This is a genomic window from Qipengyuania sp. SM2512, assembly GCF_054954005.1.
On sequence record NZ_CM143134.1, the window covers coordinates 2,559,045 to 2,585,054 of the forward strand.

At 66.0% G+C, this 26,010-nt stretch carries 22 protein-coding genes and 2 tRNA genes; 4 read left to right on the plus strand and 20 right to left on the minus strand.

Annotation, left to right across the window (positions count from 1 at the left end; genetic code table 11):
* Positions 1–2: 2 nt before the first annotated feature.
* The 8 genes from pstB to recJ form a co-directional block, all read right to left on the minus strand.
* Positions 3–749, minus strand: a complete 747-nt coding sequence (gene pstB / locus ACQ5J0_RS12755) for a phosphate ABC transporter ATP-binding protein PstB (RefSeq protein WP_462570118.1) — start codon at positions 747–749, stop codon at positions 3–5.
* A gap of 38 nt (positions 750–787) precedes the next feature.
* Complete coding sequence (gene pstA, locus ACQ5J0_RS12760; RefSeq protein ID WP_462567880.1) at positions 788–2,038, minus strand: phosphate ABC transporter permease PstA; 1,251 nt, start codon at positions 2,036–2,038, stop codon at positions 788–790.
* Positions 2,031–3,416, minus strand: a complete 1,386-nt coding sequence (gene pstC, locus ACQ5J0_RS12765) for a phosphate ABC transporter permease subunit PstC (protein ID WP_462567881.1) — start codon at positions 3,414–3,416, stop codon at positions 2,031–2,033. The genes pstA and pstC overlap by 8 nt, the downstream gene beginning before the upstream one ends.
* A 16-nt stretch (positions 3,417–3,432) precedes the next feature.
* Positions 3,433–4,470 carry a substrate-binding domain-containing protein gene (locus ACQ5J0_RS12770; RefSeq protein ID WP_462567882.1) on the minus strand — a complete coding sequence of 346 codons (1,038 nt, stop codon included), beginning with the start codon at positions 4,468–4,470 and terminating at the stop codon, positions 3,433–3,435.
* 165 nt (positions 4,471–4,635) lie between these two features.
* Positions 4,636–5,826 (minus strand): sensor histidine kinase, encoded by a 1,191-nt coding sequence (locus ACQ5J0_RS12775; RefSeq protein WP_462567883.1) that lies wholly within the window; start codon positions 5,824–5,826, stop codon positions 4,636–4,638.
* A 79-nt stretch (positions 5,827–5,905) separates the two neighbouring features.
* Positions 5,906–5,980: transfer RNA gene (locus ACQ5J0_RS12780), tRNA-Glu, on the minus strand.
* 55 nt (positions 5,981–6,035) lie between these two features.
* A tRNA-Glu gene (locus ACQ5J0_RS12785) sits at positions 6,036–6,110 on the minus strand.
* A gap of 91 nt (positions 6,111–6,201) precedes the next feature.
* Positions 6,202–7,989: a single-stranded-DNA-specific exonuclease RecJ gene (gene recJ / locus ACQ5J0_RS12790; RefSeq protein WP_462567884.1), complete on the minus strand. Its 1,788-nt coding sequence runs from the start codon at positions 7,987–7,989 to the stop codon at positions 6,202–6,204.
* 80 nt (positions 7,990–8,069) lie between these two features.
* Here recJ and ACQ5J0_RS12795 point away from each other — a divergent pair, with 80 nt between their 5' ends.
* On the plus strand, positions 8,070–8,555 hold the full coding sequence (locus tag ACQ5J0_RS12795) for a flavodoxin family protein (RefSeq protein WP_462567885.1): 486 nt from the start codon (positions 8,070–8,072) through the stop codon (positions 8,553–8,555).
* On the opposite strand, the gene ACQ5J0_RS12800 is transcribed toward ACQ5J0_RS12795, so the two are convergent.
* The 3 genes from ACQ5J0_RS12800 to leuA form a co-directional block, all read right to left on the minus strand.
* The gene (locus ACQ5J0_RS12800) at positions 8,552–9,520 is read right to left on the minus strand and encodes an NAD(P)H-dependent flavin oxidoreductase (RefSeq protein WP_462567886.1); all 969 of its coding nucleotides are present in this window, start codon (positions 9,518–9,520) and stop codon (positions 8,552–8,554) included. The two genes, ACQ5J0_RS12795 and ACQ5J0_RS12800, sit on opposite strands and share 4 nt — an antisense overlap.
* An 84-nt stretch (positions 9,521–9,604) precedes the next feature.
* Positions 9,605–10,654 (minus strand): amidohydrolase family protein, encoded by a 1,050-nt coding sequence (locus ACQ5J0_RS12805; protein WP_462567887.1) that lies wholly within the window; start codon positions 10,652–10,654, stop codon positions 9,605–9,607.
* A gap of 69 nt (positions 10,655–10,723) precedes the next feature.
* Positions 10,724–12,403 (minus strand): 2-isopropylmalate synthase, encoded by a 1,680-nt coding sequence (leuA, locus tag ACQ5J0_RS12810; RefSeq protein WP_462567889.1) that lies wholly within the window; start codon positions 12,401–12,403, stop codon positions 10,724–10,726.
* Between the two features lie 251 nt (positions 12,404–12,654).
* Between leuA and ACQ5J0_RS12815 the strand changes: the two genes are divergently transcribed.
* Complete coding sequence (locus ACQ5J0_RS12815) at positions 12,655–13,086, plus strand: PaaI family thioesterase (protein WP_462567890.1); 432 nt, start codon at positions 12,655–12,657, stop codon at positions 13,084–13,086.
* Here the strand turns inward: ACQ5J0_RS12815 and ACQ5J0_RS12820 are convergent.
* The 6 genes from ACQ5J0_RS12820 to miaA form a co-directional block, all read right to left on the minus strand.
* A complete protein-coding gene (locus ACQ5J0_RS12820) occupies positions 13,083–14,231 on the minus strand; it encodes an alpha-hydroxy acid oxidase (protein WP_462567891.1) in 1,149 nt (382 codons plus the stop codon). The genes ACQ5J0_RS12815 and ACQ5J0_RS12820 overlap by 4 nt on opposite strands.
* A 39-nt stretch (positions 14,232–14,270) precedes the next feature.
* Positions 14,271–14,915 carry a YceI family protein gene (locus ACQ5J0_RS12825; RefSeq protein WP_462567892.1) on the minus strand — a complete coding sequence of 215 codons (645 nt, stop codon included), beginning with the start codon at positions 14,913–14,915 and terminating at the stop codon, positions 14,271–14,273.
* Between the two features lie 1,141 nt (positions 14,916–16,056).
* Positions 16,057–17,100 (minus strand): ketol-acid reductoisomerase, encoded by a 1,044-nt coding sequence (ilvC, locus tag ACQ5J0_RS12830; RefSeq protein ID WP_462570119.1) that lies wholly within the window; start codon positions 17,098–17,100, stop codon positions 16,057–16,059.
* A 40-nt stretch (positions 17,101–17,140) separates the two neighbouring features.
* Positions 17,141–17,656 carry an acetolactate synthase small subunit gene (ilvN, locus tag ACQ5J0_RS12835; RefSeq protein WP_462567893.1) on the minus strand — a complete coding sequence of 172 codons (516 nt, stop codon included), beginning with the start codon at positions 17,654–17,656 and terminating at the stop codon, positions 17,141–17,143.
* 94 nt (positions 17,657–17,750) lie between these two features.
* Positions 17,751–19,499, minus strand: a complete 1,749-nt coding sequence (gene ilvB / locus ACQ5J0_RS12840; protein WP_462567894.1) for a biosynthetic-type acetolactate synthase large subunit — start codon at positions 19,497–19,499, stop codon at positions 17,751–17,753.
* 122 nt (positions 19,500–19,621) lie between these two features.
* On the minus strand, positions 19,622–20,635 hold the full coding sequence (gene miaA, locus ACQ5J0_RS12845) for a tRNA (adenosine(37)-N6)-dimethylallyltransferase MiaA (RefSeq protein ID WP_462567896.1): 1,014 nt from the start codon (positions 20,633–20,635) through the stop codon (positions 19,622–19,624).
* 7 nt (positions 20,636–20,642) lie between these two features.
* Between miaA and serB the strand changes: the two genes are divergently transcribed.
* Positions 20,643–21,512, plus strand: coding sequence for a phosphoserine phosphatase SerB (serB, locus tag ACQ5J0_RS12850; RefSeq protein ID WP_462567898.1), 870 nt, complete (start codon positions 20,643–20,645; stop codon positions 21,510–21,512).
* A gap of 57 nt (positions 21,513–21,569) precedes the next feature.
* Complete coding sequence (locus tag ACQ5J0_RS12855; protein ID WP_462567899.1) at positions 21,570–22,406, plus strand: Coq4 family protein; 837 nt, start codon at positions 21,570–21,572, stop codon at positions 22,404–22,406.
* Positions 22,407–22,436: 30 nt separating this feature from the next.
* Here ACQ5J0_RS12855 and ACQ5J0_RS12860 read toward each other — a convergent pair whose 3' ends face one another.
* The 3 genes from ACQ5J0_RS12860 to ACQ5J0_RS12870 form a co-directional block, all read right to left on the minus strand.
* Positions 22,437–22,844 (minus strand): DUF3052 family protein, encoded by a 408-nt coding sequence (locus ACQ5J0_RS12860; RefSeq protein WP_462567900.1) that lies wholly within the window; start codon positions 22,842–22,844, stop codon positions 22,437–22,439.
* A gap of 141 nt (positions 22,845–22,985) precedes the next feature.
* Positions 22,986–25,187, minus strand: a complete 2,202-nt coding sequence (purL, locus tag ACQ5J0_RS12865) for a phosphoribosylformylglycinamidine synthase subunit PurL (RefSeq protein WP_462567901.1) — start codon at positions 25,185–25,187, stop codon at positions 22,986–22,988.
* Between the two features lie 10 nt (positions 25,188–25,197).
* On the minus strand, positions 25,198–25,878 hold the full coding sequence (locus ACQ5J0_RS12870; RefSeq protein WP_462567903.1) for a hypothetical protein: 681 nt from the start codon (positions 25,876–25,878) through the stop codon (positions 25,198–25,200).
* Positions 25,879–26,010 lie beyond the last annotated feature (132 nt).

Consider the following 26,010-nt stretch of genomic DNA (forward strand, 5'->3'; position numbering starts at 1 on the left):
TCCTAGCCGTAGCGCCCGGTGATGTAATCCTTGGTGCGCTCTTCAAGGGGGTTGGTGAAAATGTCGGATGTCCGGCCATACTCCACCACCTTGCCCAGATGGAAGAAAGCCGTTCTTTGCGAGACACGTGCGGCCTGCTGCATCGAGTGGGTCACGATGACGATAGCATAACGACCCGCGAGATCGTCTATCAGTTCCTCGATTTTTGCGGTCGCGATCGGATCGAGCGCGGAACACGGCTCATCCATCAGGATCACTTCGGGATCGACCGCGATCGCGCGGGCGATGCACAGCCGCTGCTGCTGGCCACCCGAAAGCGCGGTTCCGCTGTCGGTCAGCCGGTCCTTGACCTCGTTCCACAATCCCGCGCGGACCAGCGAACGCTCGACGATGGCGTCGAGATCGTCCTTGTCCTCGGCGAAGCCGTGGATCTTGGGACCATAGGCGATGTTGTCGTAGATCGACTTGGGGAAGGGGTTGGGCTTCTGGAACACCATCCCGACGCGGGCGCGCAACTGCACCACGTCCATCCCCGATTTGTAGATGTCCTCGCCGTCGAGCTCGATCGTCCCCTCGACCCGCGCCGAAGCGATGGTGTCGTTCATCCGGTTGAGCGAGCGCAGGAAGGTCGATTTGCCGCAACCCGAGGGCCCGATGAAGGCGGTGACGTATTTCTGCGGAATGTCGATCGAGACCGAATCGATGGCTTGCTTGTCGCCATAATAGACGTTCACGTCGCGCGCGCGCATCTTGGCCTCGGTGGCCTCGAGGTTGTCGTGGATTACAGTCACCAGCTTTTCTCGAATTTGTTGCGCAGGTAGATGGCGAGGCCGTTCATCAAGAGGAGGAACAGCAATAGCACGATAATCGCCGCGCTGGTGCGTTCAATGAAGCCGCGGTTGACCTCGTCCGACCACAGGAAGATCTGCACCGGCAGCACGGTGGCGGGCGAGGTGAAGCCTTCGGGCGGAGTGGCGATAAAGGCGCGCATGCCGATCATCAGCAGCGGCGCGGTTTCCCCCAGCGCGCGAGCCATGCCGATGATCGTGCCTGTCAGGATGCCTGGCAGCGCCAGCGGGAGGACATGGTGAAACACCACCTGCACCGGCGAGGCGCCGATCGCCAGCGCGCCGTCGCGAATGCTGGGCGGGACCGCCTTGATCGCGTTGCGCCCGGCGATGACGATGACGGGCATGGTCATCAGTGCCAGCGTCATACCGCCGATCAGTGGCGCAGAGCGCAAATTGGGGAATATCCACAGGAACACCGCCAGCCCCAGCAAGCCGAAGATGATCGAGGGCACCGCCGCCAGATTGTTGATCGAGACCTCGATCACATCGGTCCAGCGATTGCGGGGTGCGTATTCCTCCAGATAGAGCGCGGCCAGCACACCGATCGGGAAGGCCAGGGCGAGCGTGACCAGCATCGTCAGGATCGAGCCCTTGAGCGCGCCCCAGATGCCCACCTGCTGGGGATTGGTGGCATCGGCGCGCGAGAGGAAGCCGGGATCGAAGTTCTCGGCCAGAACGCCGCGCTCGCCGAGCTCAGCCGCCAGCACGCGCATCTCGGGCGAGCCTTCGCCGGCATAGCCCGCAGCGAGGTCGGAGCTGGCGGGCAGTTCGAAGGTTGTGGTGCCGCGCAGAATGCTCTCGTCCGCGACGATCGCCCGGGCGACTTCGCGCCAGGCGTTGGGGTCGAGTTGCCTAGCGGCTTCTTCGCCGAGCGCCTGGCCGGCAGAAAATTCAACCACGGTCTGGAGACCCTGTGCGCCGAGCGCCTCGACCGCCGCGCGCTCTTGCATCGGGATGGCATTGCCCGCAATGCCCACTTCGGTGAAATCGATCGGAACTTCGAGTTCGGCGCGTTGGAAACCGCCGATTCCGTTGATCGTCATGGTGCCGAGCAGGAACAGCAGCACCAGCACCGAAAACGCGATGGCGCCCAGTCCCAGCGCCTTGAAGCGCCGTTCCGAGGCATAGCGCTGCTTGAGCCGCTTCTCGAACACTGCGGTGCGGGTGGGGAGGGTGCGATCAGTCATAGGCTTCGCGGAACCTCTTGACCACGCGCAGGGCGATGAAATTGAGCGCCAGCGTGACCATGAACAGGACGAAGCCGAGCGCGAAGGCGCTGAGCGTCGCAGGATGGTCGAAACTGCCCTCGCCGGTCAGCATGGCGACGATCTGCACCGTCACCGTAGTCATCGCCTCGAGCGGGTTTGCGGAGAGATTGGCGGCGGTCGATGCGGCCATCACCACGATCATCGTTTCGCCGATCGCGCGGCTGACCGCCAGCATCACGCCAGCAACGATGCCCGGAAGCGCCGCAGGGACAAGCACCTTGCGGATCGTTTCGGATTTGGTCGCGCCCATGGCCAGGCTGCCGTCGCGCATCGCGCTGGGTACCGCCGCGATGCTGTCGTCTGCCATCGAACTGACGAAGGGAATGATCATCACGCCCATCACCAGACCCGCCGCCAGCGCACTTTCGCTCGACGGATTGGAAGCACCGAAAAACTGCGCGATGTCGCGGATCGAGGGCGCGATCGTGAGCGCGGCGAAATAGCCATAGACCACGGTCGGGACGCCCGCGAGGATCTCCAGTGCGGGCTTGACCCAGCGGCGCATCGAGGGCGCCGCGTATTGGGTGAGATAGATCGCGCTCATCAGGCCCAGAGGAATTGCCACGATCATGGCAATGATCGCACCGATGAAAATCGTGCCCCAGAACAGCGGTACCGCGCCGTAGCGGGTGGGATCGGGATTGTCCGGGCTGCTCATCGGGTCCGGACCCCAATGGAGGCCGAACAGGAAATCGAGCGGGTTGACCATGCCGAAGAAGCGGATGGTCTCGAACACCAGGCTGACCACGATCCCGATCGTGGTCAGAATCGCGACCATCGAGGCGAGCAGCAGAATCGTCATCACGATCCGCTCGACCCTCGTGCGGGCGCGGAAATCGGGCTTGAGCCTCAGGAAAGACCAGGTTCCGCCGGCGAAAGCGAGAACCAGGCTGACCGCGATGCCGATCCAGGCGTAGCGCGTCATCGCCTCGCGGAACGGCTCGACCAGCGCCCGTGCCTCGGGATTGAACACCGCGGCAGACGCCCCGCTCGCAACATTGCGGGCTTCGGACAGTATGGTGTCGCGTTGGAAGCCGAAGGCGGGAAGGTCCGCCGCCGCGGGGCTGGCGAGCACTGCCTGGCTGACCAGATTGGGGGCCAGGATCGTCCAGACCACGCCGAAAAGCAGCATCGGCAGCGCGATCCATAGTGCGACGTACCAGGCGTGGTAGGTCGGCCGCGCCGCCATCCTCACGCCGGGATCGGCGCGCCGGAAACTCCACGCCCGGGCCCGCGCCGCCAGCCAGCCGGCCAGCGCGAGCCCGAGCGCAAGAAGAAAGAGGATGGCAGGCGACATGCTCTAGAGGGGTCTGCTAGAGTTCGGAAGCGTCGAGGGTGGTGTATTCGGTCGCCACGCGCAGGCTCTGCGCCTGAACGTCAGCGGGCGACGGCACCAGGCCGATACGCGCCAAGGAGCCGTCCTCGCCCCAGTTCCGGGTCCATTCGAGCAGATACTCCTTCAGCCCCGGAATGGCCTCGAGATGGGCCTTCTTGGCATAGATGAACATCGGGCGCGCGCCGGGATAGGCGAAGCTGGTGATGTTCTCATAGGTCGGCGCGACGCCGTTGACCGGGAGCCCCTGCACCTTGTTGGAGTTTTCCTCGAGATAGGAATAGCCGAACACGCCGACGGCGCGCGGATTGTTCTCGATCTTCTGGACGATCAGATTGTCCTGTTCGCCCTGGTCGACATAGGCCCCGTCCGACCGGACCTCGGTGCAGATGCGGTCATAGGCTTCCTCGTCGCTCTCCTCGAGCGCGACCATCGCCGGGTCGGACTTGCAGCCGACCTCCAGAATCAGTTCCTTAAGCGCATCGCGCGTGCCCGAGGTCGAAGGCGGGCCGTAGACCAGAATCGGAACGTCGGGGAGCGAGGGGTCGATGTCGGACCAGGTCTCGTTGGTCTGCTCCTCGCCATAGGGGTTGGCGGCGATCGCCTCGTAAACGATCTCAGGGGTGAGATCCATCATGATGCCGCCCTGGGCCGCACCGAAGGCGATGCCGTCGAGCCCCACCTGCATCTCGAGAATCTCGGTCACGCCGTTGGCTTGGCAGTTGGCGAATTCATCCGCCATCATCCGCCGAGAGGCGTTGGCGACATCGGGCGTATCCGGACCGACGCCCTGGCAGAACAGCTGGATGCCGCCACCGGTGCCGGTGGATTCGATGATCGGTGACTTGATCCCCGGGTTGGAGCGGGCAAGCGATTCGGCAACTGTCTTGGCAAAGGGGAAAACGGTCGAGGAGCCGACCGAGCGCACCCAGTCGCGCGATCCCCCGCCGGTGTCGCCGCATGAGGTCAGGGCCACGGCAAAAATCGTGGCGAGGAAGGCTGCTTTGGTCTTACGCATCCCGGTGATTCCTTCAGATGATGGTATGCCCGCGCGAAAGCGAGGATTTGTTACGTGTTCGCGACAAAAGCATGACTTGTCTTTTTTGCGCCCTGGCGCCGGCCGATTCCGACGAAGGCTCTAACGCCATCCCGGCCACAATGCGAGGCGTGGCTGCCCCCGGTCTCAGTCCTCATGATGATCGGAACGTTCGACCGGAAAGCGGACGGTTACGGTGGTGCCGACCCCCATTTCACTGGCGATATCGAGCTTGGCCATGTGGCGCTCGACGATGTGCTTGACGATGGCGAGGCCCAGTCCGGTGCCGCCAGAAGCACGGCTGCGACCCGGATCGCTGCGGTAGAAACGCCGGGTGAGGTGCGGGATATGCTCCGCAGCGATCCCGTCGCCGCGGTCGCGCACTACCAAGCGGACTCGCCGCTTGCCGGAGGGGTGGACGCGGACAGTCACCTTCTGCGCCGGATCACCATATTTGAGCGCGTTGTCGACCAGATTGCGGACCAGCTGTTCGAGCTGCTGGACATCGCCCAAGACGCGGAATTCACCCTCTATCGCAAGGTCGAGACGATCGGCCCGATCGGGGCCGGCGCCTTCCTTCGCGGCGCGCGCGACGAGCGGCCCCAGCTCGACGATCTCGGTCGGGCGATCGTGCTTTTCGGCCTCAATCCGCGACAGCGACATCAGATCGCTGACCAGATGCTGGAGCCGCTGCGCCTCGCGGCTGATCGTCTCGAGGAACTTGCGCGAGGTCTCGTGATCGAGCGCGGTCACGTCCTCCTGCAGGGTCTCGACATAACCGATGATCGAGGCCAGCGGAGTGCGCAATTCGTGGCTCGCATTGGCGACGAAATCGGTGTGCGCGCGGCTGATGTCCGCCTCGGCGGTCTTGTTGATGAACTCGTAGACCCCCATCCCGCCGGCGAGCTGCTTGGTGTTGATCCGCCAGATATCGCGCACGCTGGTGAGCCCGCGCACCGTCACCGAACCGCTTTCGTCCGAATCGATCAGCTGGATCGCATCGGGGTTGCGCAGCGAGATGCGGATATCCTGCTCGAGAATATGCGCGCCGAACAATTCGCGCGCCGCCCGGTTGGCGATGATCACCCGGTTGCGGCGGGTGACCAGCAGCGGAGTGTCGGCGCTTTCGAACAATTCGCCCATGCGATTGGTCGTGAGCGCCGAAGACTCGACCTTTTCTGTCGCCGGCGGCGGCGAACCGACCCGCAGCCACAGTGTCCCGGCCCAGATCAGGAACACCGACAGCGCCACCAGCGGGGCGACGCCGGTAACCAGCATCACCGTGCAGCAGATGAAAGCCAGCGTCAGGCCGGGAAGGGGGAGGGGACGAGCGGTCATTTCGGTGCGGGCCTTAGCCCCGGCGCGGCCGGCTTGCCAAGCCGGGCTCGGGTTTGTTCCCGGTACCGCTGCAGGTGGATGGTGACCCCTACGGGAATCGAACCCGTGTTTCAGCCGTGAGAGGGCCGCGTCCTAACCGCTAGACGAAGGGGCCCGTCGGACCGTTTCCCCGTTGAGGGGGTTCCGGTACAAAACGAGATCCGCAACCGTGGTGACCCCTACGGGAATCGAACCCGTGTTTCAGCCGTGAAAGGGCCGCGTCCTAACCGCTAGACGAAGGGGCCACATCGGTGGCGTGGCGGGCCATCTACGGTCGCGCGGGCAACCCGTCAAGTCTTGGCACTGCCACAATTTGGCTGCGGAGCAAGCTGGCGCTCAATCGGCCCAGGCGGCGTCCTCGAGATGGAGCTCGGCCTGGCGGCGCGAACCCCAGTCGTCGATCTTCGCACGGCCCGCCAGCCACAGCCGCCGTCCGCTGGCACCGTGGAGCAGCGTCTGCCCAAGATCGCTCTCGGCCATGCGGAAACCGATCGCCTTGAAACTGCGTCCGTCCCCGCCCGAGGCCACGATCCTGACATGGCCGGTGCCCACGACATCGCATTTGATCAACCGCACCGGACCGACCGCGATCCGCGGACCCGGCCAGCCGACGCCATAGGGCCCGGCGATCTCGAGCGATTCGACCAGTTCGGGAGTCAGCCCGCCGGCGGTCACCGAAAGATCGAGCAGCGTCGTCTGACTGGCGGTGGCGCGCGCGACCTGCGCCGAGAGTCGCTCGTCGAGCCAGGCGGCGAGATCCTCGATCCGGTCGGCGGAGACGGTGAGACCCGCCGCCATCGCGTGCCCGCCGCCGGCGATCAGCAGCCCCTGCTGGCGCGCCTCGATGATCGCCGCGCCCAGATCGACCCCGCTGATCGACCGCCCCGAACCCTTGCCCAGCCCGGTGGCCTCGTCGAGCGCGATCGCCAGCGAGGGCTTGCCGCTCGCTTCCTTGATCCGCCCGGCGACGATGCCGATCACCCCGGGATGCCAGCCCGCTCCGGCGATCACCGCCACCGCGCGGTTGTGCTGCCCTGCAAGCTGCTCCTCAGCCGCCTCCTGGACCGCGGCCTCGATAGCCCGGCGATCCTCGTTGAGCTCCGAAAGCTGCGCCGCAATCGCCTGCGCCTCGGCGGGATCCTGTGTGGTGAGCAGCCGCACGCCCAGCGTCGATTCGCCGACCCGTCCGCCGGCGTTGATCCGCGGGCCCAGCGCGAAGCCCAGATCGCTGCAGGCGGGCGCGCGTTTCAGCCGGCTGGCGTCGATCAGCGCCGCCATGCCGATGTTCTGGCGTTTGGCCATCACCTTGAGCCCCTGCGCCACGAAGGCGCGGTTGAGCCCGTGCAGCGCGGCGACATCGGCCACGGTGCCGAGCGCCACCAGATCGAGCAGCGCGAACAGGTCGGGCTCGGGGCGGGCCGCGAAATAGTCGCGCTCGCGCAGCACCCGCACCAGCGCGATCGCGAGCAGGAAGGCCACCCCGACCGCGGCGAGATGGCCGTGCGCGGCGGCCTCGTCCTCCTCGTCGAGCCGGTTGGGATTGACCAGCGCCACGGTGCGCGGGAGGTCGGGCGAGCATTTGTGGTGATCGACCACGATCACGTCGATCCCCGCGTCATGCGCCTGCTGCAGCGCCTCATGCGCCATCGCGCCGCAATCGACGGTGACGATCAGGCTGCTGCCCGCCTCGCCCAGCCGGACCAGCGCCTCGCCAGAAGGTCCGTAGCCTTCGAGCAGCCGGTCGGGGATGTAATAGTCGGCGTGATGCCCGAGATCGCGCAGCAGCCGGATCAGCAGCGCCGAGCTGGTCGCGCCATCGACATCGTAATCGCCATAGACGGTGACCTTCTCGCCGCTGAGCACGGCCTGCGCGATCCGGTCGGCGGCGGCGTCCATGTCGTTGAAGCGGCTGGGATCGGGAAGGAAGCCGCGCAGGGTCGGGTTGCGGTGGCGTTCGAGATCGTGTTCCTCGACCCCGCGCGCCAGCAGCAATTGGGTGACGATGTCGCGATCGAGCGGAACCATGCCCTCGGTCATTTCCATATTGCCGCGCCGCCAGCGCCAGCCGCGCCCCGAAAGCGAATGCGAAATGCCGAAAACGTGATGCGCGGTGTTGGTGGCCATGGCGCCATCCTATCCCGGCGGCGCGCGCAGGCAAAGCCGCGCGTGTTGACAATTCACCGGCGTCGGCGATGCTCGCTGCCATGTCCGCACCCGCGCTCCTGATCGTCTGGCACAGCCGTACCGGCACCGCCGAGGCGCTGGCGCGGGCCGCGGCGGAGGGCGCGGGCGCCCGCGCGCGGCTGCTGGCCGCGCATGAGGTCGCGCCCGACGACCTGCTCGACGCGCAGGGCTATCTCTTCGCCTGCCCCGAGAACCTCGCGAGCATGAGCGGTGTGATGAAGGAAATGTTCGACCGCTGCTACTACCCCGTGCTCGGGCGGATCGAGGGGCGGCCCTTCGCCACGCTGATCGCCGCGGGGTCGGACGGGGAAGGGGCGCAGCGCCAGCTCGACCGGATCGCGCAGGGCTGGCGGCTCAAGCGCGTTGCCGAGCGGGTGATCGTCAACACCGCAGCGCAGACGCCCGAGGAGATTCTTGCTCCCAAGACCGTCCCCCAGGAGCGGCTCGACGAGGCACGCGAACTCGGTGCCGCGCTCGCCGAAGGACTGGCGCAGGGGATCTTCTAGGCGGTCGCCTTCGCCAGCGCCGCCTTAGCGTCCTCGTATTCGCGTTCGAAGCGCGCGACCATGTCGGCGACCGGGCCGACCGATTTGACCGAACCGATCCCCTGGCCCGAACCCCAGATATCCTTCCAGGCCTTGACCTTGGTGTTGCCGCCGCTGCCGAAATTCATCTTGCTGGGATCGCTGGTTGGCAGCGCATCGGGGTCGAGCCCGGCGGCCTCGATGCTCGAGCGCAGGTAATTGCCATGCACCCCGGTGAAGAGGTTGGTGTAGACGATGCCATCGGCGTCGGAGGCGACGATGCCTTCCTTGTAGCCGCTGTCGGCGTTGGCTTCCTCGGTGGCGATCCAGGGGGAGCCGATATAGGCGAAATCCGCGCCGAGCGCCTGCGCCGCGAGGATCGAGCGGCCATGCGCGATCGAGCCCGAGAGCGCGACCAGCCCGTCGAACCACTCGCGGATTTCCTGCATCAGCGCGAAGGGGCTGAGCGTGCCCGCGTGCCCACCGGCACCCGCCGCCACCGGGATCAGACCGGTCGCGCCCTTGTCGATCGCCTTGTGCGCGAAGCGGTTGTTGATGACGTCGTGCATCGAGATCCCGCCCCAGCCCTTGACCGCGGAGAACACCTCCTCGCGCGCCCCGAGCGAGGTGATCACCAGCGGCACCTGCCATTTGGCACAAGTCGCCATATCGGCCTCGAGCCGATCGTTCGACTTGTGGACGATCTGGTTGACCGCATAGGGCGCGGCGGGGCGCTCGGGGTGATCGCGATTGTGCGCCGCCAGCTCCTCGGTGATGCGGTGGAGCCATTCGTCGAGCTCGGATTGCGGCCGCGCATTGAGCGCCGGGAAGCTGCCGACCACGCCCGCCTTGCATTGCGCGATCACCAGTTCCGGACCGGACACAATGAACAGCGGCGATCCGATCACCGGCAGGCGCATTCTGTCGAAGGGGGCGGGCAGGGGCATGGGCATTCCTCTCGGGCGATGACGGGTCGGCAGCGGGCTTACGAAGCGCGCCGCGGGCTGTCGAGATTGACGTTACGGAAGGGGTCAGGCGGCGGGGAGGACGTGCTCGATGTCGTAGATCCGCGCCGCAGTGCCTGCGAAGAGCGCGCGCTTCTCGGCATCGGAGGCGCCGTTGGCGAGCCGTTTGAAGGCGTTCCACAGCACCGCATAGCTCGCGCCCCAGCGATCGACGGGGTAATTGCTCTCGAACATCGCGCGCTCGGGGCCGAAGGCCTCGATGCAATTGGTGATGTAGGGGTCCCATGCCTGCGCGAGTTCCTCCGAACCGCAGCCGCGGTCGGGCCCTTCCTCGGGCATGCCGCAGAAGGCCATCGCCAGCCCGCCGAGCTTGACCCCGACATTGGGGCATTCGGCGAGGTCGTGGATGCTTTGCTGCCAGCGGGCGAAATTCTCGGGCAGCTTGCCGCGGTAGCCGGCGATGTTGAGCGGCGTGCCGCAATGGTCGAGCACGATCTGCTGTTCGGGGAAGGCGCGCGCGAGATCCAGCAGATCGCCGAGCTGCGGCTCGAGCAGCCAGGCGTCGAAGGTGAGACCGTATTCGGCATAGGCCGCAAATCCCGCGCGAAAGGTGTCGGAACCGTAGAGCCCCTGCGGCGCGTGGAAAGGCGGACCAAGCACCTCCGGGTCTTCGTCCCAGGCCCCGGCGTGGCGGATGCCCTTGAAGCGGCCATTGCCCGCCGCGATCAGCGCCTCGACCACCGGCCTCACCGCATCGCCCAGCGTGAGGTCGGCATGGCCGACGATCCCGGCGCAGGGGCGGTAATCGCCATAGAGCCCGCTCGCGCCCTGCGCCGCGACGCCATTGGCGAATTCGACCTCGCCGACCGGTTTCATCGCCTCGCCGCGCGCCGGATCGTAGAAGGCGCCGCATTCCATGAACACGGTCGCGACGATATTGTGGCCGCTGTGGGTGTCGGCATGGAGCTGGTCGAAGGCGTAATAGGCCGCACCTGCGATTGCCTCGATGAAGGCATGGCGCGGTTCGGGGAACATCGGCACCAGCGCGCGCAGATCCCACAGGTGGTGGTGCGGGTCGACGATCGGCAGATCGGGTTCGATGATGGCTTCGGTCACGGCGTTCCTCTCCCAAGAACTTCTGTTTGCGGCGAGCCTATCAAAGCCGGTCCGCAAGGCACAGGCGGTTTATCCCGCGCGCGCCGAATTCGCCGCGCTGAGTACCGCGCGGACGCTGGCGGTGGCGACGTCCTCGTCGATGCCGACGCCCCAGATCACCTCACCTTCGGGGGTGCGGCATTCGAGATAGGCGGCGGCGCGCGCATCGCGCCCGGTGCCCAGCGCGTGTTCGGTATAGTCGGCCACCTCGAGGCTGAGCCCGAAGGCCTCCTCGATCGTAGTCAGCACCGAGGAGATGAGGCCGTTGCCGCGCCCGCTGACGGTCTGCTCCGCGCCATCGACCGCGATGGTCCCGGTGAACAGCCGCGTGCCGTCGCCGGCGCGGCGTTCCTCGTAGTCCACCAGCTGGAAATGCTTGTCCGATGTATGGACGTGGTAGGCATCGCGGAAGGCCTGCCAGATATCCGCCGCGGTCAGCTCGCGTCCCAGGAGATCTGCCATGCGCTGGACATGCGGGCTGAAATGCGCCTGCATCCGCTTGGGCAGCTTGAGCCCCTGATCCTGCTCGAGCACCCAGGCGAAGCCGCCCTTGCCGCTCTGCGAATTGACCCGGATCACCGCCTCGTAGCTGCGCCCCAGATCGGCCGGATCGATCGGCAGATAGGGCACGCGCCAGTGCTCGTCGTTCTGCCGCTCGGCAGCGGCGAAGCCCTTCTTGATCGCGTCCTGGTGGCTGCCCGAGAAGGCGGTGAACACCAGCTCGCCGCCATAGGGATGGCGCTCATGCACCGGGATCTGGTTGCAATATTCGACCGTCTCGATGACCCGGTCGATGTCCGAGAAATCGAGCTTGGGATCGATCCCCTGGGTGTAGAGATTGAGCGCCAGCGTCACCAGGCAGCAATTGCCGGTGCGCTCGCCATTGCCGAACAGGCAACCCTCGACCCGGTCGGCCCCGGCCATTAGCGCCAGCTCCGCCGCCGCGACCCCGGTACCGCGATCGTTGTGGGTGTGCAGGCTGATCACCGCGCTTTGGCGGTTGGGCAGGTTGCGGATGAAATATTCGACCTGGTCGGCGTAGATATTGGGGGTCGCCGCCTCGACCGTGGCGGGCAGGTTGAGGATGATGGGATGCTCAGGGCTGGGCGCCAGCACCGCCATCACCGCCTCGCAGACCTCGAGGCTGAAATCGAGTTCGGCGGTAGAAAAGGTCTCGGGGCTGTATTCGAAATGCCAGTGGGTGCCCGGCTGCTTGCCCGCCTCGTCGCGCATCACCTTGGCGCCCGCGACCGCAATGTCGCGCACCTGCTCGCGGCTCATCCCGAAGACGATCTCGCGCCAGGCGGGGCTGACCGCATTGTAAAGATGGACGATCGCGGCGTGCGCGCCCTCGAGGCTGGCAAAGCTGGTGCGGATCAGATCCTCGCGGCTCTGGGTCAGCACCTGGACCAGCACGTCCTCTGGAACGCGGCCCGAGCGCACCAGCCCGGCGATGAAGTCGAATTCGGTCTGTCCCGCACTGGGAAAGCCGACCTCGATCTCTTTTACTCCAATCTCGCACAGGAGGTCGAAAAAGCGGTTCTTCTTGTGCGCATCCATCGGGTCGACAATCGCCTGATTGCCGTCGCGCAGATCGGTCGAGAGCCAGCGCGGCGGGGCGGTGATGGTGCGGCTGGGCCACTGCCGGTCGGGCAGCACAATTTGCGGGAAGGGCGCGTATTTGCGGGCGGGATCGCTCAGCATGGGCATGGGGACGAACTTTGGAATAACGAAGATGGGAGACGGTCGGTTGCAGTCCCTTGGGCGTTCAGCGCGCCGTAAGCGGCGCGCGAACTGTCACGCCCAAGGGCGCATAAGTCGTAGCAGCAGGTCGGTCTCGCTTCGCATGCTTATGTCCATGCAGAACCGCGCCATGCTTGTAAAGCCATAGGCTTCGCGGCAGGACGAGTAACATTATGTCGCGGGCAGCAAATGACACGCGCCCGCTCCTGGGAGAGAACATGACCGAACACCGCACGCTCTACGAAACCATGGGTCTGATCCGCGTGGTCGCAATGGATCCCGAAGGCCGGGCCACGCTGGAATACGAGGCCAGAGAGGAGCAGTGCCATTCGGGCGGGGTGGTGCAGGGCGGTTTCGTCACCGGCTGGATCGATGCCGCGATGGCGCATGCGGCGATGGCCAGGAACGGGATGGAGATCGTGCCGATGTCGCTCGAGCTCAAGGTCAGCTTCTTCGCCCCCGCGCGCCCGGGCAAGGTGATCGCGGAAGGCTGGGTCGAGCGCCACGGGAAGCGCACCGGCTTCTACGAGGGGCATCTCAAGGACGAGCACGGCACGGTTCTTGCCAAGGGAACCAGCACGATCCTGCTGGTCGACAAGGCCCGGGTCGAGGCTTCGGCGCAGGCCGCGCGTGGGGGCCAGTCCGCCTAGCGCCAGCGCAGCCGATCGGCGGTGAGCTGGTCGATCGAGGTTACCCCCAACAGCCGCATGCCGCGCTCGATCTCGTCTTGGAGGATCGCCAGCGCGCGCTCGACCCCGTCCTGCCCGGCGGCGGCGAGCGCATAGAGATAGAGCCGCCCGCCCGAGGCCGCGGTCGCGCCCGCGCACAGGCTCTTGAGCACATGCGTGCCGCGGCGCACGCCGCCGTCGCAGATGATCTCGATCTCGCCGCCGACCGCATCGACGATCTCGCGCAGCTGGTCGAAGGGCGCGCGGCTGCCGTCGAGCTGGCGTCCGCCGTGGTTGGAGATCATGATCGCATCCGCGCCGATCTCGACCGCGCGGCGGGCATCGCCCGCGCTCATCACGCCCTTGAGGCAGAAGGTGCCGCTCCAGTCCTGGCGGATCCGCGCCGCGGTGTCCCAGTCCATGCCCGTATCGAGCATGGTGTTGAAATAGTCCTGGATGCTGACCGACTTTCCCGTCCCCTCGACCACATGGCCATCGAGGTTGGGCAGACGGAATTTCGGGCTGAAGACATAACCCGCGGTCCAGCGCGGCCTCGTGGCGTAGCTCCACAGCGAGGAGGCCGAGAAGCGCGGGGGGGTGGTGAAGCCCGAGCGCAGGCAGCGCTCGCGCTTGCCCGAGACGATGGTGTCCACCGTCAGCGCCATCGCGTCGAATCCGCTGGCCTGACAACGCTCGATCATCGAAGTGTTGAGCCCCTTGTCCTTGTGGACATAGAGTTGGAACAGCTTGGGCCCGGCGGTCAGCGCCGCCACTTCCTCGATCGAATGCGTCGCCAGGCTGGAGATGCCGAACCACACCCCGAACTTGTCCGCCGCGCGTGCCACCGCGCGCTCACCGTCGCGGTGGAAGGCGCGCTGCAGCGCGGTGGGGCTGAGCATCAGCGGCAGCGCGCTTTTGCGCCCCATGATGTTGCAGGAGGTATCGATGGTGCCGACGCCCGCGAGGACATCGGGCACCAGATCGACATCCTCGAAAGCGGATGTGTTGCGCGCCTTGGTCAGCTCGTCGTCGGCGGCGCCATCGATATAGTCGAACACCGGCCAGGGCAGGCGCTTTCGCGCCAGCCGCCGGAAATCCTCGATATTGTGGCAGTCGGTCGGACGCATCGCGCGGTCAGTCCGCCCGCGCCATCAAGCCCGCAGCGCTCACTGCTTTTCGAAGGCGACGCTGATCTTGAGATCGACCGCATCCGAGACCATCGGGATCGCGTAGCCGATGCCCCAGTTCGAACGGTCGATGGTGGTTGTGGCGGTGAATCCGACCGTCTCCGCCTCGCTCATCGGATTGGCGCCCGCGCCGCTGAATTCGGTCAGCAGCACGACGGGGCCGGTCTGCCCGTTCATGGTCAGATTGCCCGCGATCAGCGCGCGGGTCGCGCCGAGCTGGGTAACTTCGGTGGAAACGAAGCGCGCCATCCCCGGTTCGGCGCCGAAGAAATCGGGGCTGCTGCCGTCCTTGCCTGGGCGCAGCAGGTGATCGCGCAGGCCTTCGCTGGGCACCGCGACCGAGGCGATCGGGATCTGCACATCGACCGTCGCGTTCTCGATCGCCGCGGGATCGAGCGTCAGCGTGCCCGCGACATCGCCGAAGATGCCGAAATAGGGATTGAAGCCGAAGTGATCGACGCTCCACTGCACAAGTGAATGCGACGGATCGGTGGTGTAGGTCCCCGCGGTGACGCGCGAGACGTCCATCGCGCCGGGCGTGGTCGCATCCTGCGCGGTCAGCCCGGTCAGGGCGAGCGCGGCGAGGCCGGTGGCTGCGACAGTGGTGAGGATCGTCTTGCGCATGGTGGAATCTCCGGGAGGGATCGGTTGGCGAAGGGAATGGCGACTGGCGGTGTTTGCCTTGCGCGGCATAGTGGCTCGCAGGAAGGGGCTTGTCCACCCGGCCTTTGGTGTATCCGGGACCGCAGCGAAAAGGGGGGTATCGGGTAGGTCCACTTGGTGTGGAGGCGCCGTAGGTCCGGTTCCAGCGGAACTGGCACGAGACCCGCCGGGCGGCTAACGACCCAGTAGCAGCACTGGCCGATTTCGTCGCCCTGGGCTCGAACCGGGGTCCCGCTGCATTCGTGCCGAGAGGCTCGACACCGGCAGGCGCGCCTCCGTAGACAAACCCATCCCCTCGTCATTGCGAGCCGCCGCAGGCGGTGCGGCAATCCATGACCGAAGCTTGCCGCCCAGCACCAACGCAGTCGCTCAGCCGCGACGTGACGCCCTCGATTGCTTCGCCGTTGCGCTCCTTGCAACGAAGAAAGCGGGACCCCGGGTCAAGCCCGGGGCGACGAGAAGTGAGGGCGGGGCTTCGATTTCTAAGGATCATGTCACCACGGGCAGCCACCGGCCAAGAAAGGCTGCTTGCCACGGTCCAACGCCATTAGCCGCTTGGCAGGTACCGACGCACTAGCGGTCATTAGCCATAGCCTTTTGCCCTAGCGATCAAGCTGCGAAACCACCTCAAAGGACCGATTCACGACGTTCCGCTGTGCTGCCTGATCTAAGGATGCGTTTGTTGAGGTAACGGTATATTCCCAAACGCAATTAATGCTCCAATCGCAGTGCCCCTCAAATGGCCTATGCTGTAAGAGGATCGTGACACTGTCGTTCGAGAGTAAATACATTGGCAAGCCGTCGAGGTCTTTCATCGTATCGCGGAGTGGAGCTTTTGCGGTCCGAGAGATAGAACTGACGGTTCGCTGCAAATCTGCAAGGCTTGAGACTTCGACTGTGTTGCTTCGATCGTAGAGCTTGCGACTGGCTGTCTCATCACTGCAAGCGACTAGCGGGAACACGCAAGTGGCCACCAACATGAAATTCCAAAATCGCATGCTGGTGTCTTAGATGCGCAAACGTCTGATTTCCACCCAATACCAGAACTGCCCCCTCGTTCTACTCCCCAACGCGATCCGTCGTCCCGCTAGCACCCACCCCCTCAGTTCTTCTCCTTGTCCACCAGTCGGTTCGCCCCGATCCACGGCATCATTGCGCGCAGCTGCGCCCCGGTCTTCTCGATCGGATGCGCCTGCGCGGCCTTGCGGCTGGCTTTCAGTTCGGGCTGGCCGGCCTGGTTGTCGAGCACGAAATCGCGGACGAAGCGGCCCGACTGGATATCGGCAAGAACGCGTTTCATCTCCGCCTTGGTCTCGTCGGTGATGATCCGCGGGCCGGTCTTGATGTCGCCGTATTCGGCGGTGTTGCTGATCGAATAGCGCATGTTGGCGATCCCGCCTTCGTAAAGCAGGTCGACGATCAGCTTGGTCTCGTGGAGGCATTCGAAATAGGCCATTTCGGGGGCGTAGCCTGCCTCGACCAGCGTCTCGAACCCGGCCTGGATCAGATGCGTGATCCCGCCGCACAGCACCGCCTGCTCGCCGAACAGATCGGTCTCGCATTCCTCCTTGAAATCGGTTTCGAGAATGCCTGCGCGCCCGCCGCCCACCGCGCTGGCGTAGGAGAGCGCGAGCTGCTTGGCGTAGCCATTGCCTCCATCGCCGCCGCTGGCGCTGCTCTCCTGATGCACCGCGATCAGGCAGGGAACGCCGCCGCCTTTCAGGTATTCGCTGCGCACCGTGTGGCCCGGACCCTTGGGGGCGATCATGATCACGTCGAGCTCAGCGGGGGGCTCGATCAGCCCGAAATGGACGTTGAGCCCATGCGCGAAGGCGAGCGCGGCGCCGGGCTTCATCTGGCCTGCGATCTCCCCGGCGTAGATCTTCGCCTGATGCTCGTCGGGGGCGAGCACCATCACCAGATCGGCCCATTGCGCCGCCTCGGCGACCGATTTGACCGCGAAACCCGCCTCGCGCGCCTTGGCGGCGCTGGCCGAGCCCTCGCGCAGCGCGACGACCACCTCGGCCACCCCGCTGTCGCGCAGGTTCTGCGCATGGGCATGGCCCTGGCTGCCATAGCCGATGATCGCGACCTTCTTGTCCTTGATCAGCTGCTGGTCGCAATCGGCATCGTAATAGACTTGCATAATTACCTCGTTGGTCTTGCCCGACATGGCCGGGCTGGCATCAATCCTGTTCGGCTCCGCGCATCATTCCCACGATCCCCGAGCGGCCGACCTCGACCAGCCCGAGTTCGCGCATGAGCGCGATGAAGCTGTCGAGCTTGGCGGGCGACCCGGTCAGCTCGAAGACGAAGCTCGAGGTGGTGGTGTCGACCACATTGGCGCGGAACAGCTCGGCGATCCGCAGCGCCTCGACCCGCGCCTCGCCCTTGCCGGCGACCTTGACCAGCGCCAGCTCGCGCTCGACATGCGCGCCGTGCTCGGTGAGGTCGATGACCTTGTGGACCGCGATCAGCCGCTCGAGCTGCGCCCGGATCTGGTCGATCACCGGTTCGGGGCCTCGGGTGACGATGGTGATCCGGCTGACCGCATGGTCCTCCGAGATATCCGCCACCGTCAGGCTGTCGATATTGTAGCCGCGCGCGGTGAACAGCCCCGCGATCTTGGCGAGGATGCCGGCCTCGTTGTCGACGATGACGTTGAGGACGTGGCGTTCGCTAGGATGTTCGGCAATTTTCACGCCTCACCTCCGTTCGTGTCGGGCGCAGTCGAGACACGTTGCGCGAGGCCTCTCGGCTTCGCTCGAGGCGAACGGGGGATTCTGTAATTCCTCATCACACCAACGCCTTGGCATGATCGTCCATCGTCCCGCCGACCGCATCGCCATACATCAGCATCTCGGTGTGCGCTGCGCCCGAGGGGATCATCGGGAAGCAATTGGCGTCCTGCGAGACGCGGCAATCGACCATCACCGGCCCGTCATGCGCCAGCATCGCCTCGATCCCTGTGTCGAGTTCGGATTCCTCAGAGATGCGGATGCCCTTCCAGCCATAGGCCTCGGCCAGCGCGACGAAATCGGGCAGGCTGTCCGAATAGGAATTCGAATAGCGGCTCTCATAGGTCAGCTCCTGCCACTGGCGGACCATGCCCATATACTGGTTGTTGAGGATGAAGACCTTGACCGGCAGGTGGTACTGGCTCGCGGTGCCCAGTTCCTGGATGTTCATCTGGATCGAGGCCTCGCCGGCGATGTCGATCACCAGCGCATCGGGGTTGCCCAATTGCGCGCCGATCGCCGCGGGCAGGCCGTAGCCCATCGTCCCGAGCCCGCCGCTGGTGAGCCAGCGGTTGGGGCCGAAGAAGTGGAAATACTGCGCCGCCCACATCTGGTGCTGGCCGACCTCGGTGGTGATGATCGGGTCGCGGTCGCGGGTCAGCGCGAACAGCCGTTCGATCGACTTTTGCGGCATGATGCAATCGGCGCTGTCGGGATAGGCGAGGCACTGGCGCGCCTTCCAGCCCGCGATCCGCGCCTTCCATTCGCCCAGATCGCGCGCAGTCCGCGAGCCCCAGGCCTCGAGCAGCTGGCCGAGCACTTCGGCGCAATCTCCCACCACCCCGAGATCGACGGGAACCACCTTGTTGATGCTGGCGCGGTCGATATCGATGTGGATCTTCTTCGCCTGCGGCGCGAAGGCATCGAGCCTTCCGGTCACCCGGTCGTCGAACCGCGCGCCCACCGCCACGATCAGATCGGCGCGGTTCATCGTCATATTGGCTTCGTAGGTGCCGTGCATCCCCAGCATCCCGAGCCAGTCGGGATGATCGGCGGGAAAGGCGCCCAGACCCATCAGCGTGCTGGTGACCGGTGCGCCGGTCGCCTGCTGGAGGTGCCGCAGCAGCTGCGAAGCCTGCGGCCCCGCATTGATCACCCCGCCGCCGGTGTAGAACACCGGGCGTTCGGCGGAAGCCAGCATGGCGATAGCTTTCGCGATCTCGTCGGGCTCGGCGCTGGTGCGCGGCTGGTAGCGGGTCGAGGGCAGCGGCGCCGCGCCGTCCTCGGGCGTGTCGACCAGCGCGATCTGGACGTCCTTCGGGATGTCGACCAGCACCGGACCCGGCCGCCCGGTGGTGGCGATCCGAAAGGCCTCCTCGATCGTCGCGGCAAGCAGCGCCGGGTCCTTCACGAGGTAATTGTGCTTGGTGCAGTGACGGGTGATCCCGACAGTGTCGGCTTCCTGGAAGGCGTCGGTGCCGATCAGCCCGGTGGGGACCTGGCCGGTGATGACCACCATGGGGATCGAATCCATCCAGGCATCGGCGATCCCGGTGACCGCGTTGGTTGCACCGGGGCCGCTGGTGACCAGCACCACCCCGGGCTTGCCGGTCGAGCGGGCGTAGCCCTCCGCCGCATGCGCCGCGCCGGCCTCGTGCCGGACGAGGATATGGCGCAGCCGGGTATCCGCGAACAATTCGTCATAGATCGGCAGCACCGCGCCGCCGGGATAGCCGAACACGAATTCGACCTCCTGCGCCGCGAGGCAATCGATCAGAATCTGGGCGCCGTTGCGCTGGCCAGCCACAAGTCTCTCCATTGGTTTCGCGCCCCGCTGGCATGGTGCCAGCCGACAGGCGCAAATCGGCCCGACGCGGGGGTCTCGCGCCGGGCCGACGAGGACCGCTATGAAATCCGAATAGTGCGCTGTCAACGCGGCGTTTGAAACAAAGAAACAAAAATACTGCGGGCTGCACAACCAACGCTTTCCTGCCGAGGCCACGCTTCGGGGGGCTGGTTGCGGAACCAGGTGTACTGACGCTTGGCATATTGCCGGGTGGCGGCCCGTCCGGCGGCGAGCGCGCATTCGCGGGACATGCTGCCGTCAAGCAGCGCCGCGATCTCGGGAACGCCGATGGCGCGCATGACGGGCAGCGAAGGATCGAGTCCCCGTGCCAGCAAGGCGGCCACCTCGCGTTCGGCACCCCGGTCGAGCATTGCGGCAAAGCGCCGGTCGCAGCGCTCGAACAGCCAGTCGCGTTCCGGCAGCAGGATCAGCGGGTGGAGTGCGATGTCGGAACCTATCCCCCCGGTCTTGCGCGCCTGCCAGTGGCGCTGCGTCCGCCCGGTGGCGCGCACCACCTCAAGCGCGCGCGTGGTGCGCGAGCGATCCGCGGGCGCGAGCCGGGCGGCCGCTTCGGGGTCCTCGCGTTCGAGCGCGGCGCGCGCCCCCTCGGGCGCGAGCGCGCGGACGGCCGAGCGCGTGGCCGGATCGATATCGGGGATCGGCGCGATCCCCTCGATCAGCGTGCGGATATAGAGCCCGGTCCCGCCGCACAGGATCGGCACCGCCTCGGCTGCGTGCAGTTCGGCGATCTCGCGTTTGGCGGCCGCAGCCCAGTCGGCGGCCGAGCAGGGCACTGCGCCGTCCCAGATGCCGAACAATCGGTGTTCGATCCCGCCCATTTCAGCCCGCGTCGGCCGCGCCGAGAGGATCTGGAGATCGGCATAGACCTGCGCGCTGTCGCAATTCACCACCACCGCGCGCCATCCCTCGGCCTCCAGCTCCTGCGCCAGGCGCACCGCCAGATCGCTCTTGCCGCTCGCGGTTGGCCCTGCGATGAGCGCGACCGGTGGTTTTGCCGGCGGGTTCGACAGCGGGTTCGGTGGCGGGTCCGACGCCACGTTCGAGGATGGTTTTTCAGGAGTTTCGCGCGTGCTCATTGTCCGGATGATAGCAGACCAGAGCGGGCTCGAAACCCGCCTCGAGGCCGCGATGACCGCGCTCGACGCGGCGGGCATGCCGGTGGCGATGGCGGGGATGCTCGAGTTTTGCGGCGACGTTCTGCAGCTCTCCTTTCCCCAAGCCGAGCTGGCGCCGGTGCGGGCGATTCTCGATGCGCATTTCGGTGCCTGCGACATGCTCGCCGCCGATCATCTGATCGAAGTCCCGCGGCTGCTCGTGTCGGACATGGATTCCACCATGATCGGGCAGGAATGCATCGACGAACTGGCCGATTACGCCGGGATCAAGCAGCAGGTTGCGGCGATCACCGAGCGCGCGATGCGCGGCGAGCTCGATTTCGGGCAGGCGCTGACCGAACGCGTCAGGCTTCTCGCGGGGCTCGAGGCTGCGGCGATCGACCAATGTCTGGCCGAGCGGATCACGCCGGTTGCGGGCGCGCGAACGCTGATCGCGACACTGAGGTCGCGCGGCTGCCGGGCGGTGCTCGTCACCGGCGGCTTCCACCATTTCGCCGATGCGATCGGCGCGCAGCTCGGCTTCGACCGCGTGGTCGGCAACCGGCTCGGCGTGGCCGAAGGCAGGCTGACGGGTGCGCTCGACGGTCCGATCAGCGACGCCGGCACCAAGCGCGCGACACTGGTGGAGGAGCGCGAACAGCTGGGCGAGGGCGCGCGCGTGCTCGCCCTGGGGGACGGCGCGAACGACATCCCGATGCTCCAGGCGGCGGATTACGGCCTCGCCTACCGCGCCAAGCCCGGGGCCCGCGAGGCCGCCGGGGGACGGATCGAGCACGGCGAGATTTCCGCGGTCCTCAAGCTGTTGGACATTCCCGAGAACGAATGGGTTGCACGATAGCTTCCATTCCCCGGCGCTTTGTGGCTATATTGACATTCCTGTCAGTAGAGGCCGAGCATGACCGAACAGAACGCGCTCCAGTCCACAGTCGAATGCGCCCGTGACGGCACGCTGCTGCGCGATCCGCGCCGCGTCGAGCCGCGATACTCTCTGCCCAAGGCCTATGGTCATTTCCGCGACCTGCTGAAGGACAAGGAGGAGACCAGCCACGTCTTCAAGATCTTCGAAGCGCTGCCATCCAAGGACTACGTCCCGCGGGTCTGCGCGCTGACGCTCAGCGAACAGGGCGAGAAGCTGCGCGCCGAAGAGCCGTTCCTTCCGCCGATCCTCGACGATCACGAGGCGCTGCGGCGCCTGCCCGAAGGCTCGGTCGCGCAGGCCTATTGCGATTTCATGGAGCGCGAAGGGCTGTCCGCCGCCGGGCTGGTCGCCGAGGCGGACAAGCTGGGGCGCCCCCGATACGGCGATCTGGTCGAATGGTTCGGTTTCCGTTCGCGCGACACGCATGATCTGATGCACGTGCTGACCGGCTACGGCCGCGACGGGCTGGGCGAGCAATGCGTGCTGCTGTTCACCCACGGCCAGTCGCCCAGCCACGGCCATCTGCTGATCGGCTATGCCGGCGCTCTCAACATCAAGACTTCGGTCAGGAGCAGAGCCCCGGTGTTTCGCGCCTGCCGCCAGGCGCAGCGCACCGGCGTCGCCTGTCCGCCGCTGGTGGCGATGTCGATCCGCGAATTGCTCGCGAAGGATCTGGAGCAGGCTCGCACCGAGCTCAACATTCCCGAGCCGCACTGGTACCGCGAATGCCACCGGATCTGGCGCGAGGAGGGGATCGATCCCTACGATCTGCTGACCAAGGATACGCAGCAGGAACTAGCGAAGGCCGCCTGAACCTAAGGCGTTGGGCCCCGGACGAAGTCGTCAGCGCAGTTCCTTGCGGATCACCAACTTGAGACTGTTCCAGGCGGGATCGACCGCCGCCTGCTTGGTATCGACGAAGCCGAGCGGCTGGGCCGCGGCGCGAACCTTGTCCGCATCGATGTCGGTGGAGGTGCCGGAGGACGGCTCGGGCCAGCTTACCCAAACCTGTCCATCGGCTGCGATCTGCTGGCGCAGAGTCGCCAGCTTGGCGGCAAGATCGGCCAATTCGGTCACGAAGACATGCGCCGCATCGAGGCCCTCGGCCGGGTCGGGGACGAAGACCAGTTCGAGTGCGTATTCGTCGATCTCGTCGATGATCTCCTCGGGCATGGCGTCGAACCACACCCGCTGCCCGTCGCGCAGGTCGAGCGTGCGGACGAGTGGCGTCCCGGAGGGGGTGCCGGTCATGTGTTCGTTCCATCGGATGCACCCACACCCGAAGATTCGTCACCCTGAACTTGTTTCAGGGTCCATCCTTCGGCCCGCGCCAACCGCGAAGGGGGGCGAGATGGATGCTGAAACGAGTTCAGCATGACGATGCTATCGGGTTCAAGCGTCCATCCAGTCGCGGAAGAAGCTGGCGTGCGGTTCGCGCAGGTCGGCTAGCGCAACGGGTTTGCCGTTGAGCACCAACGCGTCGCCGCCGGTTCGACCTATTTCCGTGAAGGGAACTTCTTGGGGGTCGAGTTCGACATCTTCGCGAAAGGTCACGACATAAAGCGCCTGCGTTTCGCTGAAGGCGAATTCGCCGGTCATCTCCTTTAGTTCGGCGCCGATCCCGCTCGCCAGCGCCATCTCGGCCAGCGCCACCGCCAGTCCGCCATCGCTGACGTCATGGACCGCGGTGACCTTGCCCTGCTCGATCAGCCGCCGGACGACTTCTCCGCACAGCCGCTCGTCCTCGAGGTCGACCATCGGGCTCTCGCCGTCCTCGCGGCCGTGAATTTCGCGCAGCCACAGCGACTGGCCGATCGCCTCGTGGTGGAAGCCGATGGTGGCGATCCGCTCGCCTGCGGCCTTGAACGGCATGGTCATCATCTTCGAGTAATCCTCGAGGATGCCGACCCCGCCGATCGCGGGTGTGGGGAGGATCGCGCTGCCGCCGCCGGTCGCCTTGCTCTCGTTGTAGAGGCTAACATTCCCGCTGACGATCGGAAAGTCGAGCGCGCGGCAGGCATCGCCCATGCCTTCGAGCGCGTGGACGAACTGGCTCATGATCTCGGGGCGCTGCGGATTGCCGAAATTGAGGCAATTGGTCACCGCCAGCGGCCGCGCGCCGACCGCGCAGAGGTTGCGATACGCCTCGGCGATCGCCTGCTTGCCGCCCTCGTAGGGATCGGCATAGACGTAGCGCGGGGTGCAGTCGGTGGTGATCGCCAGCGCCTTCTTCGTGCCGTGAACCCTGACCACGCCGGCATCGCCGCCGGTCTGCAACGTGTCGGCGCCGACCTGACTGTCGTATTGCTCGGCGATCCAGCGGCGAGAGGCGAGCGAGGGGCTGGCCATCATCTTGAGCAGGTCCGCCGCGATATCCGTGCTCTGGGGTACTTCGCCCAGCTGCTCGACCTTGGCCCAGTCCTTGTATTCGTCCTTGGAGAGATAGGGCCGGTCGTATTCGGGCGCGTCGGCGGCAAGCGGACCGAGCGGAATGTCGCAGACCACCTCGCCGTCGAATTCGAGCACCATGTGGCGGGTATCGGTGACCTCGCCGATCACCGCGAAATCGAGCTCCCATTTGTGGAAGATCGCCTCGGCCTCGGCCTCGCGGCCGGGTTTGAGCACCATGAGCATGCGCTCTTGGCTTTCGCTCAGCATCATCTCATAGGGCGTCATCCCCTCCTCGCGGCAGGGCACCATGTTCATGTCGAGACGGATCCCCGCCTTGCCATTGGTCGCCATCTCGACGCTCGAGGAAGTCAGCCCCGCCGCGCCCATGTCCTGGATCGCGACGATCGCATCGGTGGCCATCAGTTCGAGGCAGGCCTCGATCAGCAGCTTCTCGGTAAAGGGATCGCCGACCTGGACCGTAGGGCGCTTGGCATCCGAATCCTCGCCGAAATCAGCGCTCGCCATGGTCGCGCCGTGGATCCCATCGCGCCCGGTCTTGGAGCCGACATAGACGATCGGATTGCCCACCCCGGTGGCGGCGGAATAGAAGATCTTGTCCGCATCGGCGACGCCGACGGTCATTGCGTTGACCAGAATGTTGCCATCGTAAGCGGGGTGGAAATTGGTCTCGCCCGCGACCGTCGGCACCCCGACGCAATTGCCATAGCCGCCGATGCCCGCGACCACACCTTGCACCAGATGCTTCATCTTGGGGTGCTCGGGACGCCCGAAGCGCAGCGCATTGGCGTTGGCCACGGGGCGCGCACCCATGGTGAACACATCGCGCAGGATCCCGCCCACGCCGGTCGCCGCGCCCTGATAGGGCTCGATGTAGCTGGGGTGGTTGTGGCTCTCCATCTTGAAGATGGCAGCTTGCCCATCGCCGATATCGATCACGCCCGCGTTCTCGCCGGGGCCGCAGATCACCCAGGGCGCTTCGGTCGGCAGTTTCTTCAAGTGCAGGCGCGAGCTCTTGTAGGAGCAATGCTCCGACCACATCACCGAGAAGATGCCGAGCTCGACCATATTGGGCTCGCGCCCCAGCGCATTCAGGACGCGCTCGTATTCCTCGGGGCTGAGACCGTGCTGCTCGACGGTCTCGGCGGTGATGGGGAGGGTGATCGCGGAAGTCGGGTTTGCCATGCGCGCGCGCTTAGCGCCGCACGCTCGCCACCGCCAGCCCCACGTGGCGCTTGTGCCACCGCGTCCGCCCGACCCAGAAGGCCAGCGCGGTGACTACGGCGAAAGCGAAGAGCATCGTCAGCACCATTGCCAAGGGCGATCCCTGCGGCTCGGGTCCGAACCAGCTGAAGGCCTGCAGCACCAGCATGACGCCGAGCAGGATCAGCGGCGGACCGAGCGGGCCCTTGGTGGCGCGGATGTACCAGACGAAGGCGCCCAGCGTGAGCGCGAGCTCGAGCGGGATGGCGATCCCGGGATGATCCCACAGACCCCAACCCAATTTGTCCGCGCCGCCGGCCAGGGTCAGATCCGGGCGGTGAACCAGCAGATCGAGCAGCCAGTGGCTGAGCACCACCGCCGCGGCCCAGGTTCCCGCAACAGCATTGCGCAGCGCCGCGCCGATCGCCACGCCGAACACCAGCGCGAACACGGCAGTGCCCAGCAGGCTGTGCGACAGCGGCATGTGATAGAGATCGAGCGGGTTCATCGCGGTGATGCCCGGAACCAGCCGCAGGTGCTCCAACCCGCCCAGCACGAACAGCGCGAACGCCCAGTCGACCAACTGCGCGGCGATGAACAGCGTGCCCAGCCGCGGGCTTTCGGGTGCGACGGCCGCGGCCGCGAAGGCCGGAGCCCAGTGTCCGATGAACATCGCTCTACTCCGGGGAGATCGTGAGGGCCGGCACAAGGCCAGCGGCGGCACGATCGGCGACAATCCACTTCATTAAGCATTCCCCCTGGGTTGGTTACTTGACCCCGTGGAGCCGCGCGGTCAATGCTCCTG